The organism is Paenibacillus sp. FSL H8-0034 (assembly GCF_038000305.1).
Taxonomy (GTDB): Bacteria; Bacillota; Bacilli; order Paenibacillales; family NBRC-103111; genus Paenibacillus_S.
Genome location: NZ_JBBOBS010000001.1, coordinates 6,960,970 through 6,980,415 on the forward strand (window position 1 = coordinate 6,960,970; position 19,446 = coordinate 6,980,415).

Sequence of the window (19,446 nt, forward strand, 5' to 3'; positions counted from 1 at the left end):
TTTGAATTGCAATTTAATGACAACTAAAAGTATGATTTTATGACATCTTTAAGTATCTATTGAATAGAATTGTACACAGGTCGTTTACGTAAAAACTGACCTATACGCCTTACAGCCTCGTTCAGCTTGTCTTCATCCTGCACCAGCGCAATACGAACATAGCCTTCACCTTCTGAACCAAATGCATCTCCGGGAATGACCACCACACCAACCGCATACAGCATTTCCCGGGAAATTTGTCGAGAAGTCCAGCCCTCAGGAATACGCGCCCAAATAAACATCGTTGCTCGGGGCTTGGGTATGGTCCAGCCAACAGCAGCAAGCCCGTCAATCACGATATCGCGACGTTTCTCATACAGGGCAGCAACCGAATGCTCCTGCTCCATATCCTCCTCCAAAGCGGCAATGCCTGCTTCCTGCACAGCCTTAAACACCCCATAATCGATGTTGGATTTCAGCAGACGAAGCGCGTGGACGGCATCGGGCTGACCTACCATAAAGGCGATTCGGCAGCCAGCCATATTAAAGCTTTTGGACAAAGAATGAAACTCGACAGCTACCTCCTTTGCGCCTTCGATCTCCAAAATGCTGATAGGCTGAAAATCATCAAATGCCAGCTCCGAGTAAGCAAGATCATGCACAATCAACAGCTCGTATTGCTTCGCATAAGCGACCAGCCGTTCAAAAAAATGCCGCGGCGCAACCGCCGATAAAGGATTGCTCGGATAATTAAGCAATATAAATTTGGCTTGACGAGCTATTTCCTCTGGGATGTCCTCAAGCTTAGGCAAATAATCATGTTCCTCTCTAAGCGGAAGGAAAAAGGGAGTGACGCCCGCCAGCACAAGACTTCCTGCATAGATTGGATAACCAGGGTCCGGGAGCAGAACCACATCACCTGGATCAGTAACCGCCATCGCCAAATGGGCCAGACCATCCTGCGAGCCCATCAATGTGATAATTTCTTTCGCTGCATCCAGCTGTACGCCGAACCGGTATTGATACCATCGCGCTACTGTCTCGCGAAAAGCCAAGCTTCCCTCAGAGGTAGGATATCCATAATTCTCAGGCTTGCGGACAGCCTGCTCCATGGCTTGCATGATCCGCTCTGAAGGCGGCTGGTCCGGACTGCCGATACCCAGATCAATCACATCAAGACCACTGGCAATAACCTCTTCCTTCCACTGTGCCATTTCAGAAAAAATAGCGGAACCCAATAAGGATAACCGCTGTGATTGAAATCGTTTCATATATGCCTCCCATAAGCTTAAGTAACTCTTATAACCTTACAACCCTGATGAAGCGTGACTCAGCTTTTGCACGAATGTCATCATGCCATATAAAAATCCGGCAAGCCCCAAATAGGCGATTCCAAATTTCCAACGGGATGCTGTTGGCACTTCATAATATTTATCATTTTCAAAAGGCTCGTAGTCGACCTGAATATGAACCATCAAATAGAGTCCATCCTCTTTCTTCAACCGTTCCAATCGAACTACTTGTGTGCGGCGGATCAAAGCTTGTCTTCCGAGCGCAATAGTTCCATGGAAATTCAAGCCTTCCCAGTTGACCTCTACAAATTGCTGTCCTTCCAGATCCGAGTAGGTCAGGAATGGCAGCTCACGCTTATGCTCCTCACCTGGAATCAGGTAGCCCTGCTCGATTAGCGGCTCTGCCGGAATCAAAAAGCTCGCTGCAATGGCACGAGGTTCACTGCCTGTTTTCCGATGCTTGACATATTTGTTATACAAATCGTAAGCAAACATCGCCCAAATAATTAACAAAATAATATTAAAGTTGTAGATGATCAGTACCAGACCCCCGATCAAGCCAACCAGCCACAGCCATCTGGAGACTGCTGTTACTATTCTTCCTCCATCCAGTGGATGAATCGGGATCAAATTAAACAAATTGATCAGAAAACCCGCCTGCGCCAGGCTATACAGGAACGGACTATTTAAATAATAGCCCAGGCCAAACACGACCAATGCCCCCACTGTACCAAGTACGGGTCCGCCAATCCCCACATATGCTTCCGTTACCGCATCCCTCGGGTGGCGCTTCATAGTGATCATGGCCCCCAGAAACGGGATGAACATAGGTGCTGAAACGGGTAAGCCTTTTTGCTTGGCAGCAATCACATGCCCCATTTCATGTACAAAAATCAGGAGTACGAACCCGATGGCAAAGCTCCAGGGAAACAGCAAGGCGTAAGCACCAATGGAAATCAGCATGGATACAAACACGCCGCCGAACTTACCGACCTTTAATAATCCAATCAGCCACTTGCCTTGCGCCAATAAAAATACTAACCCGGATCCGAGCAGCCAGAAGGGATTTTTATTATTTTTTTTCTTACGCTGCAACAACGGTCACGCTCCTCTATAACTTACTCTGGTGGCACTGTTATTGGCCCCATTCCTGTTCATATTGCTCTTCTTTATAACCGACGGTTACATGGGTGCCATCGGTGGCGATAGGCCGCTTGATCAAACGTCCATTGGAGGCCAGCAGGTCAATTTTTTGCTCATCTGTCATTTGCGGCAGCTTATCCTTGAGACCTTGCTCTTTATAAACCTCGCCAGAGGTATTAAACCACTTTTTAATCTCAAGACCGCTTTGTTCAATCAGCTTTTTCAGCTGCTCTCGCTCAGGCGGGGTTTCGAACAAATCGATTTTCTCCACCTCCACACCTTTTTGCTGTAAGGATTTCAACGCATTCCGGCAGGTGCCACACTTCGGATAATGATATATAAGAACTTTTTTGGGAGCAGTCAAGCTGATCATCCTTCCATCTACTAGTGTTTATTATACAGGATACATCTATCATATAAAAATTAATGTAAATTTAATCACTTTCTCATATAAGATTCATCTATTTCCGTTATATTATAAACATCCCTTATCTTTATATATAGCGAATTGGACTTACAGCTTAAAACACTGTAGGTCTAATTTACTTTTAATATGCGACAAAACCCTTCAATAGCTCTCATTGGTTTCGACACGACCCTACATAACCTCTCATGGATATTGGACAGGCCTGATGATACAATTTGTATATACGAATATATAGAAATTGATACATATTGGAGGTCTATCCATGTTTACAAGTCGGAGAAAAGAACCCTTCCGTTATATTTTTACTAAACCTGTAGACTGTTCATTTGAAATTACGGAGATTAACGGTTCTGTCCTCACAAGCAAAATCGTCTATGCCAAGCTGATAGATTTAAGCAGAAATGGCTGTAGAATCGAAAGTAAGCTAAATCTGAATTGCAAAGCCAATCGCGTTAAAATACAGATCGGGTTTAACTTTACCGATAAGGATATCACCGTCGTCGGTTATTTGAGATGGCAGCAATCCTCTCTAAGCTATCACAGCTACGGTGTGCTTTTCGAAAAAAACAGCGGCCTCAGCGCGACTATTATCGAGGAGTTGAAAGTATATACTAAAGCTTCAAGTAACTCACCCAAGGTCAGTTAGCCTTGCAGCTGTGCCATATAGCTCTCGATATCAAAGGGCAATGGAGCATGAAACTCAATCCACTGCTTGGTAGCAGGGTGGTTAAATCCAAGCTTAATGGCATGCAAGGCATGCCGCTCCAGAACGAGCGTTGCATGTTTATCCGATATTGAAGGTTCATCGAGTGCCGCCCCTGTCAAAGGATCCTTTAGATCGGTTTCAACCAAGTCCGCAGCTGTCTGTTCGTCTAGCTCTGCCTGCTGCCTTTTATAGAGCTTATCGCCAACCAGCGGATGTCCAAGATGCTGCATATGCACACGGATTTGATGGGTACGTCCGGTTTCCAGCCATAGACGCACCAGCGTCACTTCCTCGAAGCGCTGCTCCACTTTATAATGCGTTACAGCCGGATAACCGGACTCCGTCACGATTCGAATATGAGGCTGCTCCGGGTCTCGGTCAATAGGTGCGTTCACGGTACCCTCATCCTGCTCCATAACGCCGTACAGCAGCGCTACGTATTCCTTTTTCACCAGATTGGCTTTCATTTGCTCCGACACCTGCTGCTGCACAAACGGGTTTTTGGCTATAGCCAGCGTACCGGACGTCTCCTGATCCAAGCGATGAATCGGGCGAAAGCGGTAGCTCTTACCCTGCTGCTGCCAATAATGGACGACCCCGTTGGCCAGTGTGTTGACATAATGACCATGAGTTGGATGCACGATCATCCCAGCCGCTTTGTTGACGATCAATAGATGCTCATCCTCAAAAAGTATATCAAGCGGCAGCTCCTGCGGCAGGATGTCCTCGGACTCCTCCTGCTCCATTCGGACCTCAATCACATCTCCGGTATGAACGCGGACGCTGATATATTCACGCTGCCCATTAAGTAAAATCCCCTGCTCGGTAAGCTTCAATCGGGACAGCAGCTTGCGGGACACATACATTCGATTTTGCAAAATCGTTTTCAGATAAAAGCCGTCTTCTTCCACTGAAACCGTGTACGTTAAGGGCTCGTAATAGCTGCTCATTTGCGTCGAAACACGTTAGCGCTGCGCGCATATTCAATATCTTTCACATCGATGCGGCTGTTGGCCAAACGGGCAACGGTAAAAAACAAATCGGATAAACGGTTCAAATAACGGCGCACCTCTTCATTGATCGGTTGTGTGCGAGCCAGTGTCACGACACGGCGCTCAGCCCGCCGGCACACGGTCCGGCATACATGCAGCGTCGAAGAAGCAAGACTTCCCCCAGGCAAAATAAACTTCGTAATGTCCGGTGTTTCCGCGTCATACTTATCAATCATTGCTTCCAGCCGGTCTACCATTTCAGCGGTTACCTTGTAAGGACGAAGCTCCTGCTTGAGCAGCGCCAGATCAGAGCCGCAATCAAACAGCTCATGCTGAATTTCCAGCAAATCATGGAGCAAATCCTCGAATTTGTCCTTGTCCAGAAAACCCATCGCCTGCCCGACAAAGCATTTTAATTCATCCACAGTTCCGTACGCTTCCACACGTACATCATCCTTATCCACTCTGCCCCCAATAACTCCGGTCTGTCCGGCATCACCAGTTCTTGTATAAATTTTCATCGTTCTGCCTCCTCTATGAATAAGATCAAGATCTACTTCTTTGGAACAAGTTCTATAACTTGTATAAGTGCTTGTAATTAGCCTTGCGTATCTACGCCTATCATCTCATATAAACGTGCCATATCCAAATGACTTCTGACATGATCGGCCAGCCGATCGAACGCCGTTTCCCTGCGTGCTTGAAAAGCAAGCTCAATTCCTTTGGGCTCCCAGCCCTTGCTTCTGCGCAGCTCATTCAGCCAGGCTCTGCGAAATGCATCATTATGCAGAATCCCGTGTAGATACGTACCCCATACTTTGCCGTTGTCCGTAATCGCCCCATCCGGGTGCGGTGCCAGCTCCCCCTGCTCTTCTTGAAGCTGAAAAGGATGTACGACCGGTCGCAAGAAACGTGTCTGTCCCATATGAATTTCATAGCCGCTTATCGTAAGCACCTCATCCTCAGCAGCAAACAGGCGAGTCGTGCCAGAGGTCCGAACTGTACGTTTATCTGCTGCAAAAGTCGTCTCGAGCGGCAGTAGACCCATGCCCTCGGTCTCGGGACGGTCAGACTCGGAATGCAGCGGATCGAGCAGCCGTTCACCCAGCATTTGGTACCCTGCGCATATGCCAACGATATGCCCGCTTTGCCGCGCGTGCTCAAGCAATGCTTTTTCCAATCCGGTCTCTCTTAAAAAAAGCAGGTCATCGACCGTGTTTTTGCTGCCCGGGATTATGATGGCATCCGCAGCTCCAAGCTCCTGTGGTGAACTAATATAACGTACCTGCACATCCTGCTCATAGAGAAGCGGGTCCACATCTGTAAAGTTGGACAAGCGTGGAAGCCTGATGACAGCAATATCAAGCTTCGGATGCTCAGTACCATTAACATAACCATCGGTTTCTTTAAACTGGCTTTGCAGCCCTCCAGAAGACAGCTTCCGATCCAGAGATGCGGAATCCTCATCCTCCAGCTCAAGATCCGGCAAAAAGGGAATGACGCCAAGCACCGGCTTGCCTGTGCGCGCCTCCAGCCAATCCAGTCCTGGCTTCAACAGCGTTACATCACCGCGGAACTTGTTGATAATAAAGCCTTTCACACGATCCCGTTCCTCAGGTGTAAATATCTCCATCGTACCGAGCAGTGATGCAAAGACTCCACCCCTGTCGATATCCGCAACCAGCACAACCGGAGCATCTGCCCAGCCAGCCAGCCGCATGTTGACGATATCACGGTCCTTGAGATTAACCTCAGCAGGACTTCCGGCTCCTTCAATCACAACAAGATCATAAGTCTCACGCAGCCGCTGCAAGGAATCCTTGACGATCAGCTCCGCTTCCGGCAAATACTTTTCCCGATACGTGCGTGCATCATAGTCACGATAAGGTTTGCCGTGAACTACGACCTGAGCGACCATATCTTTTTTCGGTTTGAGCAAAATCGGGTTCATATCGGTTGTTGCCGCAATCCGGCAGGCATCGGCCTGCATCCCCTGTGCGCGTCCAATTTCCTTGCCATCCAGTGTGACATAGGAATTGAGCGACATGTTTTGCGATTTAAATGGAGCAACCAGGTAACCGTCCTGCAGAAAAATACGGCAAAAGGCGGTCGTGATCAGACTTTTACCCGCATCTGAGGAAGTCCCTTGAACCATCAGCGTCGGTGCCTGCTGCAGCTTCAGCGGAATTCCGGCTGCGTTTCTTGCCCTTTTCAAAGGATGACCTTCTGCTTCATTGCTTGGCGGATTGTCGGCTTGCACGATATCTGGTTGCAGAATATCCCCTCGAACACCAGCATCCGACTTTATCCAGTTACGTTCCAATATCGACTGCTGTGCTGTCAACGCTTCAAGTGAATCCCGCAGCGCTGCGATCAACCGCTCATTATGCTCTCGCAATCGAATAGCTACACGGACATAGGTCTCATCCAGCCCATGAAATCGGGAAGCGTCTCTTATTAATATGCCGCGCTGTCCCATTTCCTGCTGCAGCTCCTTCGCCCTCAGCCCAAGCCCACTCAGCGAAAACAAAATATAATTCGTATCGCTCGGCGTTACTTGGAGACCCAGCTGCTGCAGCTGACCGATCAACCATAGACGTTCTTTGGCTAGCCAGCTATGCGTGCTTTGTTCATAATCGTGATCCTTCATCACGCCGATGCCAACAAGCTGAGCCAGCATGTTGACACTCCACTGCACCTGCAGCCGCTGCAGCCGGCGAATTTGCTCCGGATGTGCCACAATAAAGCCGAGCCGCAGCCCTGGGATGGAATAAAACTTCGTCATCGAGCGAATGACCATCAGATGACTGGATTGTGCTGCAATTCGTATCATCGTCAATCGCTCTTCCTCAGGGCAAAAATCGATAAATGCCTCATCGAGAATGACTGGCTTACCGGGCTTCGCTAAGCATGCTCTCACCTGATCAGATAATAGCCTTCCTGTCGGATTATTAGGAGACCCCAGAAATAACAAATCCGAAGCGGCGCGCGCATACTCTACATCGGACAGCTGCAGCTCAAAATCGTGATGTGCATGTAAAGGTACATTCAAAATGTGGCCGCCGATCTTTTCCGCAGCTTCCTCATACTCCGAGAATGAAGGTCTTGCTACTGCCATCACGGCAGGCTGCAGCACTCTTACAGCCAGATCAATCAGCTCGGCCGCCCCATTACCCACAAGGATCGATTCGACAGGTATCTTATATCTCTCGGCCAGCTTGCCGCGCAGCTCCCTTACAGCCGGATCAGGGTAGGCAGCTATATCGCGCCAATGATCCCGCAGTATTTGCTCCACGACAGCAGGTGGACCCAACGGGTTCATGTTCGAGCTGTAATCAAGAAATTGATCCCTGGTTTTGCCGAAAGTTTCTGCTGCCGTCCATAAATCGCCGCCATGACCATACTTTTCTAACATGATGCCAGCCTCCCAATCCTGATACACACAACCTAGATTTCCTATCGATGGACATTTTTTCCTTTTGGCCGAAGCATGCTTCTGTTAACGAACAACCAGATAGATGATCAGCAGCAGAGCTGTTTCCACAATTTCATTCATGGCACCATAGGTATCTCCTGTCAGCCCGCCAAGCTTACGGTTTAAGTACATGCTCATGCCTACACCGATCAGCAGTGTGCTCAGCAGTGCCACACCCGTGGCCATGAGCGCCTGACTAGAGATCCATTCACCTTCATGCCAGCCAGCGAGCAGGAGAGACAAAGCTATAGCCAAAGCCGTATGTATCGATAAGTGCCTCCAACCAATTCCACGAAAAAAAGAACCAAGTCCCCGTTTCGTTTCCTCATTCCTTGCGTATGGCCAGCAAGCAATCGCCACCACCATATACCAGCGGCTCCAAAGAGCAGAGAGGGGCAGCATATATGCAAAGGTTCCAACGGGAAGCGTCAGCCACTGCTGAAGCAGCGTCCACTTGCAGAGCAGCAGCAGCATACAGCCAACCACGCCCATGGCGCCGACTCGACTGTCCTTCATAATTTCCAGCATCTGCTCGCGCGAACGATGGCTGAAGATGCCATCTGCAGTATCCATCAGCCCATCCAAATGAAGGGCTCCTGTTATGGCTACCCATAATACGAGTAAGAGCGCGGCAATAACACCGCTGGACCCAATACCGCCCGATAGCCATCCGTCAGGCAGTCCATAGCCTTGCAGCAGCAATCCTGTCAAGCTTAGCAGCAGTCCAAGAACCGCACCTACAAGCGGATAAAAGATCACACTTCTACGAAATAAAGCATGGTCATATTGCAGCTGAATCGGAACCGGGAGTCGAGTCAAAAATTGAAAGGCTGCTGCACAGGCCGCCAGCACCTTTACCACCAAGCCCAGCATAGTGCGCATACCAACCCTCCCGCAATCAAATAACTAACCATATATAACAATTGGATTGTATGAATAATATCGGATCGACCTCGTTCACGCAGCGGCCAGCCCATCCGGGCCCGCTCACTTGTCCTCCCATGATAGACGTTCACGCCTCCAAGCTCGATACCCAGTGCACCCGCCACTGCCGATTCAGGAATCCCGCTGTTGGGACTTGGATGCAGCCTTGCAAAATGTACGATCGACCGGGCTGCCCTGACAGCGGAGCAGCCTCTTTGGACAACTGCGGCCATCACCAGCAAGCAGCCGGTGACACGAGCAGGCAGCCAGTTCATCACATCATCCCATCTCGCTGATGCCCAGCCAAAATACAGATATTTATCGTTTCGATAACCAACCATCGAATCCAGCGTGTTCGCGGCACGATACAGCATCGCCAGGGGCGCACCGCCCAGCAGGGCAAAAAACAACGGAGACACAACAGCATCGACGATATTTTCCGCTACAGTCTCCACCGTTGCTCTCGTAATTTCAGGTTCGTCCAGCTCAGCGGTATTTCTACCAACGATATAACCAACGTACTTTCTTGCTTCCTCCATCTGATCAAGCTGGAGAGGACGATATACCTGCATAGCCGCATCTTTGAGTCCTTTAACTGCAATCGTTGTCGAAATGAACCAGACATTCACCGCGTAACCCAGCCATGGATGAATCCAACGTGCCACAAGCAGCAGCATATACATCACGAGAAATGTAAGCATAAGCGTCGAGGCCAGCAGCACAATCCCCTTCAGCCGTTGTGACTGCCTGGATACAGCCGTGGCATTCTCACGATGCAGCTTCGATTCCAGCCAGCTGATCCACTGTCCTATGCGAATCACAGGATGAGTTGGCCAGCGAGGATCTCCAATCCACCAATCAATCATAATGGCAGCCAATAGCATGATCGCCGTTTCCTGCCAAGAATACAACAACACCTGTGTCCACCTGCCATTCCCTGTATGATGCTACATCTTGTATCGTAAGCTTGTCAGCTCCACCGGAATCCCTGACGTAACCAGAAACACCTGATCTGCCGCGTTGGCCAACAATCGGTTCATCGTACCGGACAGGTCCCGGAATTGCCTGCCCAGCTTGTACTCCGGAACGAGACCATAGCCTACTTCATTCGTAACCAGAATCAAATGTTTTCCTTGGCTGGCAACGGATTGACAAACCGCAACCAATGCATCCAGCTTTGCCCGCAATAGCTGCTCCATATCTGGCATATGCTCGACCTTCAACAGCCAATTACTTAGCCATAAGGTCAGGCAGTCAACCAAAATAACAGCTTTATCGGTTTCCTTAATATCTTTTTTGTTGTTGAATGACTGCAAGGCTTCTGACAGAAGCAGAGGTTCTTCTAAAGTCGTCCATTCAAAGCCTGTTTCTTCTCGCTGCAGACGGTGCAGCCCAATTCTCGCCTTCATTTCATCGTCATAAGCTTGTGCTGTAGCGATGTATAGTCCCCGATCACCTAACTTAGCGGTATAGGCCTCGGCAAAGGAGCTTTTGCCGCTGCGCGCGCCACCTGTCACCAATACAAGCATGGAAGCCCCTCCCGTTGTTAAGAGTCTGTTTGAGTATCCGTTTGTGAAACACCTGCACTTGCGAATGTAGCCATTTCCATCATAATCTTGAGTGCTGCTTCTATAATCGGAAATGCCAGCACAGCTCCTGTCCCTTCACCGAGCCTCATATCCATATGCAGCATTGGAGACAATCCGATCGCTTCCAACAAGCGTTCATGCCCTTTCTCCTGCGACTGATGGGAAGCAATCATATAAGAGACGCTCAGTGGCGCAATTCGACTTGCTACAAGTGCCGCAGCTGAGGAAATAAAACCATCTATCACAATCGGACAACGATGCAATGCCGCACCAAGAATGACCCCGGCCAGCCCTGCGATTTCCAGCCCTCCCAGCTTGGCAAGAACGTCCAGAGCATTATCCTTATCCGGCTGATTAAGCTCGATGGCGCGCGCAATAACAGCTTGCTTATGCTGCAATCGATCATCGTCGATACCCGTCCCGCGTCCTACCGTGTGCTTAAGCTCTTCGTCCGTTAATACGGCTAATATGGCAGAGCTTGCTGTCGTGTTGCCGATACCCATCTCGCCAGTTGCAAACAACGTATATCCTTGTGCTGCCAGCTCTTCAACCAGATTAATACCGACCTGGATGGCCTGGAGCGCTTCCTGCTCTGTCATTGCAGGCCCTTTGGCCATATTGGCGGTACCAAAGCGCACCTTGCGTGAATACAGCAAAGGATGCTCCAATTGGGCATTCACTCCGATATCCACACAGATCACATCCGCATTAGCATGACGAGCCAATACATTCACAGCAGCTCCACCGCTGCAGAAATTCAGTACCATTTGTTGAGTGACCTCAGATGGAAATGCGCTAATTCCCTCCTCACACACGCCATGGTCGGCTGCCATGACAATAACTGCCTTTTTACCGATCTTTGGAACCGTTATCCCTGTAATACCTGCCAGCTGCTTGGCTATCTCCTCAAGCTTGCCGAGACTTCCCGGCGGTTTCGTTAGCTGATCCAAATGATCTGACGCAGCTTGGACAGCATCCAAATTTATTGGTTGAATAGCTGAAATTATCGTTTCCAGCGATGTAGGCATCCTCAATCTTCCCCTTTTATACGGCTATTTTTTCTGTCAGCATAAAGCAAAATTTGTGGAACTTCATAAATTGGATGCTCCAGCACAATAGGACGGGTATGATACACCGGCTCCAACAGCTCGCTATGTAAGACTTCCGCAGGCCGACCAATGGTTACAATTTTGCCAGCCTCCATGAGCAGCAGCCTGTCACAATACTGTGCTGCCAGATTCAAATCATGGAGTACAGCAATAACGGTTAGCTGCTCTTTCTGCTGCCAGTCGCGAATCCACTCCATCATCTGCAGCTGATAACCAATATCCAGATATGTCGTTGGCTCATCCAACAACAGCAAACGCGGCTGCTGCGCCATCAGCTTGCCAAGCGCAACACGCTGCCGTTCCCCTCCACTTAATCGATCCACGGTACGATCTGCCAGCACTTCAAGCTGCAGCCGCTGCAGGATGTGTTCGATCAGTGGTTCAACATCTGCAGCCGATTCATCGCCCAACCAATTCTGAAAAGGATAGCGACCCATGGCAACCATTTCCCGCACGGTGAAACCAAGCGGAGGCAGTGAATCCTGCTCCAGCACAGCCATCCATTGCGCCAACTGCTTGCGAGGGTACGAATGAGCTGTTCGGCCTTCCAGCAGTACACGACCAGTATCTGGTTTATCGATTCCGGATAACAGCTTTAATAGCGATGATTTGCCACTGCCATTCGGGCCAATAATACCGAAGCATTCTCCAGGCTTCACGGTGAAGCTGACCTGCTCCAACACCGTTTGCGTTCTATATGCTTTACTGACATTATCCACTTGAATGATCGCCATTTCGCCAATTTCAGGCATTGTATTCACCCCATCTCACTGGCCTTCTTCTTTCAATTCGACATTCTACTATTCAAGCTGAATCTGACAAACTGCCAGCATGGAGTTCTAACCCGCTCGCCGCCTGCTCTTGCGCAGCAAATAAACAAAAAACGGCGCACCGAGAAATGCCGTTACCACGCCTAGCGGAATTTCCGTGGGACTTAGCAGCATCCTGCCTAGTGTATCGGCACACAGCACATAGAGGGCGCCTCCGATCAATGATAGCGGCAGCAGCAGCCGATAATCGGGTCCAACCAACAGACGCAGCAAATGGGGCACGATCAATCCAACAAACGCAACGACGCCCGATACAGATACAGCAGCTGCGGTTACCAAGGTAGCTGCGACCAACACCGTCAGCTTGGTGCGTTCGACGTTAACCCCCATATGCGCGGCTTGGGCTTCTCCCAGGGAAAGCAGATTCATCGCGCGTCCAAATAACAGCAGCAGCAAAGCTCCAAGCACCAAATACGGCAGTAAAATCAATGAATAGGACCACCCCCGCAGTGTCAAGCTGCCCATCAGCCAGAACACGATCTCGTTCACAACCTGCTTCGACATCGACACCATCAAGGCAACAAATGCACCCAAAAACGCTTGCATTACAACACCGGATAAAATAACAGTTTCGATCTGCAGCTTCCCGTCCATACGGGCCAGCAGCAGTACCGTAAAGAGCGACGCCATGCCTGTGCCGAATGCTACGGCTGGTATCGTCCAAATGCCCAATAAAGAAAACTGAAGTCCGAACAAGATCAGGAAGGAAGCACCCACAGCGGCCCCGGAGGAAACTCCTAACGTATATGGATCAGCCAGTGGGTTGCGCAGCACTCCCTGGAAAGCGGCACCGGCAACTCCAAGCGAAGCACCTACCAATACGCCAAGCACCACCCTCGGAAACCGTACCCGCCAAACGATCTGCTCGGAGGAAGCTTCCCAATTCACCGATATATGGTCGCCTATCCATGGAAGCTGGTGAGCCACGATCCCCCACACCTGCAGTAGAGGGAGCTGGACCGTCCCAATCGATAAGGATAGCGTAATGGCAAGAAGAAGGAGCAGCATGCCTGCCCCTCCCCAAATCAACAGCTTTTGCTTCATTTATTTCACCAATTCCGGATATATGCCCTTGGCAATATCAACGAGACCTTGTGTAATCCGTGGTCCCGGACGGCTGATCCAGTCTTTGTCGACTCCCACGATCCGATTGTTTTTCACGGCATCGATTTTTTCCCAGCCGCTGCGTTCTTTAATAATTTGATCTAAAGTTTTTTTCGATTTGTCGTCGATCAGATTGCTCGGGTACAAAATAATTTGTGGATTGGCGGCGATAACCTTTTCTTCATTCAGCTGCGAATAGCCGGGTATTTCTCCATAAATATTGATACCCCCGGATAACGTAATCAGCTCGTCCATGAATTCGCCTTTGCCAACTGTCCAGCCTGGTGAGAATTCAAGCAATACGCGTTTTTTCTGCTCCGGCTGCAGGTTCTTGACGGCATCCGTCACCTTTTGGCGATCTGCCTTCATCTCGGCAACCAGCTTCTCCGCCTGCTCCTGCTTATTGAAAATTTGACCGAACAGCAGCGTATTATTCAATACATCGTCGACAGTTTTCGGCTCTACCTTGAACACATTCAATTTAAGTGAACGCAGCTGCTCTACGGTCGGTGTTTTCATCGACACACCTGTAACAATCAGATCCGCATTCGATGCCAGCAGCGCCTCCTCATTAGGCTTGACGATGCTGCCCATCTTCGGCTTCTTCAAAGCCTCTGCCGGATAATCACAAAAATCCGATACTCCATACACCTGCTCACCCAAGCCGAGCGCGAACAGCGTCTCCGTCTCACTTGGAGAAATCGATACCAGTCTGGCAGGCGCTTTGTCAAAAACAAATTCCTTTCCTGTTGCGTCCTTCACTTTGAGCGGATAGACAGTCGCTTTAGCAGTTGGAGCTGCTGTCTCCCCATTAGGCAGCTGCGAACCCTGGCCAGTACCTGCCTTCGGTGGTTCAACAAGCTCTCCCTTGCCTGGTGATACGCTTGAGTTCCCGCAGCCTGCTATGATCAGCAGCAGTACAATCATACCAATCAGCACAGCCAGCTTCGAACTGTGGCGCTGCATTTTGCTTATATTCCCTAGCTTCATCTTAAAGCTCCTTCCTCGCTTCCCCCAACAAAAGAAAAACCTCTCGCTTCTTTTCACAAAGAAACAAGAGGGGCATGCGCTAAATAAACGATTACACCAAGCTCGAAGAGCCTCTGATCATTCAAACGCGACGCTCCTTTTTCCTCGAAAGGGACAGTCTTTGCAGTGAACAGGCAGGTTTCCTGACTTGAGAGTTTGTACCTGATTGGTGATTTCTCCTTTACAGTGGCGGGACCGCGCCGGATTTGCACCAGCTTCCCTTTTAACCCGATAAGCAACAGCTTACAGGCACCTGTTCAAGCTTTATTAAATTGTTATTTTTGGGCAATTACCTTTAAAACCTGCATAACCAGATCCTGCTTCTTCGCATTAGCCGGTACAAACGCAATCAGATCTTTACCATTAAGCTTTAAATCTGTCAACCACTTCGTTTGTTCCAGAGGTATGCCATAGAGATGCTTCTCGACGCCTCCGGATTTTCCATCCACGGGGATCTCCATTACACCATCAGGGAAATCCTCGGCTTTGGCTACCGCATCCAGACTGACATAACCGCCCTGCTGACCGAGTGCCTTGAACTGCTCCTTAGGTACGACAATGATTCCGTTATCGCCAGCCGCAATTTCTACGACCAGCTTTTCCATGGAAAAAATAGGCGTTGTTTGTATTTTAACCGTTGGTGCTTGTCCCAGCTTTTCCACCAAACTAGCCTCCAGCTTATCGCCCACTTCACTCGGGATGCCGCTGCTCGACATCATAAATATCGGCACATCAGCCTTCGGCCCCCCACAGCCTGTCAAAATCAGCAATAAAATCAACCCTAAACATGCAAATTTCGCCTTCATCTGTCTCTCCTCCCAGACCAACCAACCAGCCGTCCGTACTGAAATCTCACCTCACATCTTATCACAAAAGCTATCATTCCACAAAAACTAATACGTATGACAAATACCCTTCAAGCCGTTCAGGCTCAAAGGGTTATCTCGAATCCAACCTCATCCACAAACACAGCATTACAATACTTCGGCAACTTCAGGAAAGCAGCAGCCTTTAATCCTGATACGTCACTTTAATTGGCGTCCACTCGGCAATAACCGTTTGACCATGAACCGATACGCTGCCCTCGGGGGTCAAATCCTTTTCCGTCATAATTCCAAGGGCAACCGTGAATTGATTCAACTTGATTGGCACCTGCCGTTCTCGCCGAACCTCGACACCATTAACCGCAAAAATAACCTCGTCATTTCCACGATTGTACGTAATTCGATACGTATTGAACTCTCGCGGCTGAAAATCCGTCTCTTCCTTGAAAATACAAAAAAATCTGGTTTTGTCCGATTCCGGAACCTCGACGCCAGGAAAAGGAAGAATTCCATAGACGCTGGCAAACGTATCATTCCCCACAAAAAAATCAAGCGCTGCGCCTGTAGTAAAATCCAGCAAATTCAGTGAAACAAAACCATCATACAAATCATGGGCGGCTGTCCCCGTCGTTCTTGAACGGATTTGCAGCTCGAAGCTGACCTCGCCTGCTTCCGGCACCTGAACTGCATCCACTGAATAATACATATGCTTCGCATTATCCAGAAACTGCACATGATCGTGCTTGCGGCTGAGCGGTGCGCGTACATATAAAATTCCATTACGAACGATAACTACAGCATTTGGCTCCCGATAATTCCAGAAGGAACCGTCCTGCAGCGGAAATCCGCCAATTTTCCAGACATCCTTGTCGGACAAAATGTTATGAAAATCTCCTAATATGTGTTCTCTGCTCATCCAAGCCGCCTCTTTTTCTGGTTGAATTTACTGAAAAATCCCTTGTGCCAGCAGCGTCAGAATCATGATCGACCCACAGCGGACTGTAACACGTAGTGAAGCTCCCATCAAAGGCAGGTAAGCGACCGAAGGATTCTCTGACTTCAGCATACCATATACCTTGTATATAGGAATAACAGTAACCAAAGCAATCAATGAATAATAAGGAAGTACACGAAAAAGGACACACACCAACAATGAAAGGAACGCCAGAAATAGCAGGAAACGTGAAAACTGAATAGCTCGTTGTTCTCCCCACACCACGACTAAAGTATGTTTACCCGCTTGTTTATCCGACTGCCAATGCAAAAAATGATGATTAAACAAAATCAATGTAGTTAACAGACCAATCGGCAGCGATAACAGCAGTGCGCGATAATCAAGCTCCATCGTCTGGACAAAATAGCTGCCCATAATCGGTAAAATCCCAAAGGACAACAAAATAGCCAGTTCACTGTAGCCTTTGCCTCGATAGCCAAACTTGAGCGGTGGTGCCACATAGAAATAAGCAATCAAGCCTCCCAGACCGCCGAAGATCAATACCCACCAGCCTGCATACAACCCAAGCACCAAACCGCATATCAGGGCAACTGAGAATAAGGACCAGGTTAAGAAAGCAAAGGTTTTCTCCGATAACGTGCCATTAGCCAAAAATCCTGAATTTGTGGAGATCGTACCCGAGTTTATTGCTGCAGCAACATCGACACCGTTCCGATAGTCCCATAAATCGTTAATCATATTGGAAAATAGATGGGCAGCTCCGGCGCCAATTAAGGTGATGACAAAAAGCAGCGGATGAAATATACCCTTCCACGCATATGCCCCTAAAGCACCAAGAATAATCGGAATCATCATAACAGGAATGACTTGGAATCTGGATGCCTTCATAAATAATTTCAGTTTGTCCATTTCATCAATTCCTTTCTATTACAAGATAAAAAGAACCGAATGCTATCGGTCCTTTTTGCTCTGGTTCATATACTGATTAATTTTTTCGTCAAGAATCGTACTGAAAGCAACAACCTCAGGAGATGACATGCTTTTCCTTAGAATGACCAGGATCTCCAACTGTTGACGTAAGCTGCTAATTTCTTCTTCTAACGTCAATAAATCAGAGCCATGCTTCTTGGTCTTCAATAACCACTTTGGTTGCTGATCTTTTTCCCGTATCCAACCGATGTGGAAATATTGCCCAAGCTGATACTCTGGAAAAGCCACGTCAATTCCTCCCTCCTTAGCATCTCTCAAAAACTACTATACTATAAAGATAACAGCTTTTGAGATGGAAGGAAACGGGCTTATTTTGTCATTTTTTGACGAAACTATAATTTTCTAACAAAATTTCCTATGCGGTCAATAGCTTCGATCAGTTGGTTCACCGAATAGGCATAGGAACAACGTATGAAGCCTTCTCCACCCAGTCCAAATACGTCACCGGGAACTACAGCAACCTTGGCCTCATGCAGCAATCTTTGGGCAAATTCGTCCGAGCTTAGGCCTGTAGAACTGATGGAAGGAAAGGCATAAAATGCACCCTGAGGCTCATGACACTGCACCCCGATTTCCCGAAAGCTATGAACGACCAAACGCCGTCTTTGATTATACGATTCTACCATCCGATCCTTTTCTTCCATGCCATTGCGCAGTGCTTCAAGTGCTGCTACCTGGCCCATTGCTGGAGCACACATGACGGTATACTGATGGATCTTGAGCATAGCCTTGATAATATCGGAGTGGCCACAAGCGTAGCCCATACGCCAGCCCGTCATGGCAAAAGCTTTTGAAAATCCGCTAACCAGAATCGTCCGGTCCCGCATCCCTGGCAGGGAGGCAAAGCTCACGTGATTTTGCTCGAAGGTCAGCTCAGCATAAATTTCATCGGAGATGACGATCAAGTCATGCTCTTCAGCGATTTTGGCAATCGGCACCCAATCCTCATAGCTCATGATGCCGCCTGTCGGGTTGCTGGGATAGCTAACAATCAAAATTTTGGTTTTGGGCGTAATGCGAGCTTTTACCGCTTCCGGCTTTAATTTAAAATCATCTTTGGCAAAGGTTTCAATACCTATCGGGACGCCTCCGCTGATCCGTACGATCGGTGAATAGGAAATATAGCTCGGCTCGGCAATCAGGATTTCATCACCAGGAACAACCAAAGCCCGCAGCGCTAAATCGATAGCCTCACTGCCGCCAACCGTCACCAGCACCTCATCGCTTGGCTCATAGGGTACCTGAAAGGAATCGTACAAATATTCGGAGATAGCTTCTCTTAATTCATATAAGCCAGCGTTCGGCGTATACTTCGTATTTCCCCGCTCCAGAGAATACACAGCAGCTTCTCTAATATGCCACGGTGTACTAAAATCGGGTTCGCCAACACCCAGTGAAATAATATCTTTGCTGGCGCTAACCAAATCAAAAAACTTCCGGATACCAGAAGGCGGAATATCCCGCACCAATGGAGCCAAATACCCTGACATGGATTTTACGGAAGTTGAAGGTATTTCATTATTCTTAATCATAGCTCATCGTCCTTCACGGGGAGATTAGCAGGCGGGGGTCCTCTTCCTTATCTTCGAAGATGATGCCGTCCTGTTTGTATTTTTTTAATATAAAATGGGTTTTGGTTGATAATACACGATCAATCGGTGAGAGCTTATTGGAAACGAATGATGCCACTTCCTTCAGCGTCTTACCTTCAATTTCAACAAGCAAATCATAGGCGCCAGACATCAAATAAACGGACTTCACTTCTGGATATAAATAAATACGTTCCGCAATCGCATCAAAGCCGCGGCCACGTTCCGGAGTAATTTGCACTTCAATTAAAGCTGTTACTTTATCGTCATCTACCTTGGACCAGTTCACGACTGTCGCGTACTTCACAATGACATTCGCTTCCTCCAGCTCACGAATCGCTACGGAAACTTCCGCCTCCGAGGCTCCGAGCATAGTCGCTATTAAGGCAGATGACCTTCTCGCGTCTTCCTTCAACAGTTCGATAATGCGAATTTTAAATTGCTCCATTGTCGGTGACCCTCCTAATAGTTTTCAAAAGAAAACTTACT

The 19,446-nt window shown here is 48.5% G+C and carries 20 protein-coding genes and 1 riboswitch; of the genes, 1 reads left to right on the forward strand and 19 read right to left on the reverse strand.

Going from position 1 to position 19,446, the window contains the following annotated elements; translation table 11 throughout:
• Positions 1-56 precede the first annotated feature (56 nt).
• From NST47_RS31115 to NST47_RS31125, 3 genes are read right to left on the reverse strand one after another with little or no spacing between them, the layout of a single operon-like run.
• Positions 57-1,250 (reverse strand): aminotransferase class I/II-fold pyridoxal phosphate-dependent enzyme, encoded by a 1,194-nt coding sequence (locus tag NST47_RS31115; RefSeq protein ID WP_341158599.1) that lies wholly within the window; start codon positions 1,248-1,250, stop codon positions 57-59.
• 36 nt (positions 1,251-1,286) lie between these two features.
• Positions 1,287-2,369, reverse strand: coding sequence for a site-2 protease family protein (locus NST47_RS31120; protein ID WP_341158600.1), 1,083 nt, complete (start codon positions 2,367-2,369; stop codon positions 1,287-1,289).
• Positions 2,370-2,406: 37 nt separating this feature from the next.
• Positions 2,407-2,787, reverse strand: a complete 381-nt coding sequence (locus NST47_RS31125; protein WP_341158601.1) for an arsenate reductase family protein — start codon at positions 2,785-2,787, stop codon at positions 2,407-2,409.
• Between the two features lie 316 nt (positions 2,788-3,103).
• Between NST47_RS31125 and NST47_RS31130 the strand changes: the two genes are divergently transcribed.
• Positions 3,104-3,487, forward strand: a complete 384-nt coding sequence (locus NST47_RS31130; protein WP_341158602.1) for a PilZ domain-containing protein — start codon at positions 3,104-3,106, stop codon at positions 3,485-3,487.
• Here the strand turns inward: NST47_RS31130 and NST47_RS31135 are convergent.
• The 16 genes from NST47_RS31135 to NST47_RS31210 all read right to left on the reverse strand — a co-directional run bounded on the left by NST47_RS31135 (position 3,484) and on the right by NST47_RS31210 (position 19,405).
• Positions 3,484-4,497: an RluA family pseudouridine synthase gene (locus tag NST47_RS31135; protein ID WP_341158603.1), complete on the reverse strand. Its 1,014-nt coding sequence runs from the start codon at positions 4,495-4,497 to the stop codon at positions 3,484-3,486. The genes NST47_RS31130 and NST47_RS31135 overlap by 4 nt on opposite strands.
• Complete coding sequence (locus tag NST47_RS31140) at positions 4,494-5,060, reverse strand: cob(I)yrinic acid a,c-diamide adenosyltransferase (RefSeq protein WP_341158604.1); 567 nt, start codon at positions 5,058-5,060, stop codon at positions 4,494-4,496. The genes NST47_RS31135 and NST47_RS31140 overlap by 4 nt, the downstream gene beginning before the upstream one ends.
• Before the next feature lie 77 nt (positions 5,061-5,137).
• On the reverse strand, positions 5,138-7,954 hold the full coding sequence (locus NST47_RS31145; RefSeq protein ID WP_341158605.1) for a cobyric acid synthase: 2,817 nt from the start codon (positions 7,952-7,954) through the stop codon (positions 5,138-5,140).
• 84 nt (positions 7,955-8,038) lie between these two features.
• Positions 8,039-8,896: an adenosylcobinamide-GDP ribazoletransferase gene (gene cobS, locus NST47_RS31150; protein ID WP_341158606.1), complete on the reverse strand. Its 858-nt coding sequence runs from the start codon at positions 8,894-8,896 to the stop codon at positions 8,039-8,041.
• The gene (gene cbiB / locus NST47_RS31155; RefSeq protein ID WP_341158607.1) at positions 8,869-9,855 is read right to left on the reverse strand and encodes an adenosylcobinamide-phosphate synthase CbiB; all 987 of its coding nucleotides are present in this window, start codon (positions 9,853-9,855) and stop codon (positions 8,869-8,871) included. Before cbiB ends, cobS begins: the two co-directional genes overlap by 28 nt.
• Positions 9,856-9,885: 30 nt before the next feature.
• Positions 9,886-10,467 (reverse strand): bifunctional adenosylcobinamide kinase/adenosylcobinamide-phosphate guanylyltransferase, encoded by a 582-nt coding sequence (cobU, locus tag NST47_RS31160; protein ID WP_341158608.1) that lies wholly within the window; start codon positions 10,465-10,467, stop codon positions 9,886-9,888.
• A 17-nt stretch (positions 10,468-10,484) separates the two neighbouring features.
• Positions 10,485-11,555: a nicotinate-nucleotide--dimethylbenzimidazole phosphoribosyltransferase gene (cobT, locus tag NST47_RS31165; protein ID WP_341158609.1), complete on the reverse strand. Its 1,071-nt coding sequence runs from the start codon at positions 11,553-11,555 to the stop codon at positions 10,485-10,487.
• 2 nt (positions 11,556-11,557) lie between these two features.
• Positions 11,558-12,388, reverse strand: coding sequence for an ABC transporter ATP-binding protein (locus NST47_RS31170; RefSeq protein ID WP_445667419.1), 831 nt, complete (start codon positions 12,386-12,388; stop codon positions 11,558-11,560).
• 87 nt (positions 12,389-12,475) lie between these two features.
• Entirely contained in the window at positions 12,476-13,510 is a 1,035-nt protein-coding gene (locus NST47_RS31175) for a FecCD family ABC transporter permease (RefSeq protein ID WP_341158610.1), read from the reverse strand.
• Positions 13,511-14,536 carry an ABC transporter substrate-binding protein gene (locus NST47_RS31180; protein WP_445667493.1) on the reverse strand — a complete coding sequence of 342 codons (1,026 nt, stop codon included), beginning with the start codon at positions 14,534-14,536 and terminating at the stop codon, positions 13,511-13,513.
• A gap of 179 nt (positions 14,537-14,715) precedes the next feature.
• Positions 14,716-14,871, reverse strand: a riboswitch (cobalamin riboswitch).
• 3 nt (positions 14,872-14,874) lie between these two features.
• The gene (locus tag NST47_RS31185) at positions 14,875-15,405 is read right to left on the reverse strand and encodes a hypothetical protein (protein ID WP_341158611.1); all 531 of its coding nucleotides are present in this window, start codon (positions 15,403-15,405) and stop codon (positions 14,875-14,877) included.
• A gap of 205 nt (positions 15,406-15,610) precedes the next feature.
• Positions 15,611-16,339, reverse strand: coding sequence for a DUF6081 family protein (locus NST47_RS31190; protein WP_341158612.1), 729 nt, complete (start codon positions 16,337-16,339; stop codon positions 15,611-15,613).
• A 27-nt stretch (positions 16,340-16,366) separates the two neighbouring features.
• On the reverse strand, positions 16,367-17,287 hold the full coding sequence (locus NST47_RS31195) for a prenyltransferase (protein ID WP_341158613.1): 921 nt from the start codon (positions 17,285-17,287) through the stop codon (positions 16,367-16,369).
• Between the two features lie 42 nt (positions 17,288-17,329).
• A complete protein-coding gene (locus NST47_RS31200; protein WP_240421433.1) occupies positions 17,330-17,596 on the reverse strand; it encodes an aspartyl-phosphate phosphatase Spo0E family protein in 267 nt (88 codons plus the stop codon).
• 104 nt (positions 17,597-17,700) lie between these two features.
• The gene (locus tag NST47_RS31205) at positions 17,701-18,900 is read right to left on the reverse strand and encodes an aminotransferase class I/II-fold pyridoxal phosphate-dependent enzyme (protein WP_076236375.1); all 1,200 of its coding nucleotides are present in this window, start codon (positions 18,898-18,900) and stop codon (positions 17,701-17,703) included.
• A 13-nt stretch (positions 18,901-18,913) separates the two neighbouring features.
• On the reverse strand, positions 18,914-19,405 hold the full coding sequence (locus tag NST47_RS31210) for an Lrp/AsnC family transcriptional regulator (RefSeq protein WP_076236376.1): 492 nt from the start codon (positions 19,403-19,405) through the stop codon (positions 18,914-18,916).
• Positions 19,406-19,446 lie beyond the last annotated feature (41 nt).

Bases quoted from the DNA above. Each gene is read 5' to 3' on its own strand.
- cobU (WP_341158608.1), bottom strand. From the start codon at position 10,467: ATGCTTGTATTGGTGACAGGTGGCGCGCGCAGCGGCAAAAGCTCCTTT.
- NST47_RS31125 (WP_341158601.1), bottom strand. From the start codon at position 2,787: ATGATCAGCTTGACTGCTCCCAAAAAAGTTCTTATATATCATTATCCG.
- cobT (WP_341158609.1), bottom strand. From the start codon at position 11,555: ATGCCTACATCGCTGGAAACGATAATTTCAGCTATTCAACCAATAAAT.
- NST47_RS31115 (WP_341158599.1), bottom strand. From the start codon at position 1,250: ATGAAACGATTTCAATCACAGCGGTTATCCTTATTGGGTTCCGCTATT.
- NST47_RS31180 (WP_445667493.1), bottom strand. From the start codon at position 14,536: ATGCAGCGCCACAGTTCGAAGCTGGCTGTGCTGATTGGTATGATTGTA.
- NST47_RS31185 (WP_341158611.1), bottom strand. From the start codon at position 15,405: ATGAAGGCGAAATTTGCATGTTTAGGGTTGATTTTATTGCTGATTTTG.
- NST47_RS31210 (WP_076236376.1), bottom strand. From the start codon at position 19,405: ATGGAGCAATTTAAAATTCGCATTATCGAACTGTTGAAGGAAGACGCG.
- NST47_RS31135 (WP_341158603.1), bottom strand. From the start codon at position 4,497: ATGAGCAGCTATTACGAGCCCTTAACGTACACGGTTTCAGTGGAAGAA.
- NST47_RS31205 (WP_076236375.1), bottom strand. From the start codon at position 18,900: ATGATTAAGAATAATGAAATACCTTCAACTTCCGTAAAATCCATGTCA.
- NST47_RS31130 (WP_341158602.1), top strand. From the start codon at position 3,104: ATGTTTACAAGTCGGAGAAAAGAACCCTTCCGTTATATTTTTACTAAA.
- NST47_RS31140 (WP_341158604.1), bottom strand. From the start codon at position 5,060: ATGAAAATTTATACAAGAACTGGTGATGCCGGACAGACCGGAGTTATT.
- cobS (WP_341158606.1), bottom strand. From the start codon at position 8,896: ATGCGCACTATGCTGGGCTTGGTGGTAAAGGTGCTGGCGGCCTGTGCA.
- NST47_RS31190 (WP_341158612.1), bottom strand. From the start codon at position 16,339: ATGAGCAGAGAACACATATTAGGAGATTTTCATAACATTTTGTCCGAC.
- NST47_RS31145 (WP_341158605.1), bottom strand. From the start codon at position 7,954: ATGTTAGAAAAGTATGGTCATGGCGGCGATTTATGGACGGCAGCAGAA.
- NST47_RS31195 (WP_341158613.1), bottom strand. From the start codon at position 17,287: ATGGACAAACTGAAATTATTTATGAAGGCATCCAGATTCCAAGTCATT.
- NST47_RS31170 (WP_445667419.1), bottom strand. From the start codon at position 12,388: ATGCCTGAAATTGGCGAAATGGCGATCATTCAAGTGGATAATGTCAGT.
- NST47_RS31175 (WP_341158610.1), bottom strand. From the start codon at position 13,510: ATGAAGCAAAAGCTGTTGATTTGGGGAGGGGCAGGCATGCTGCTCCTT.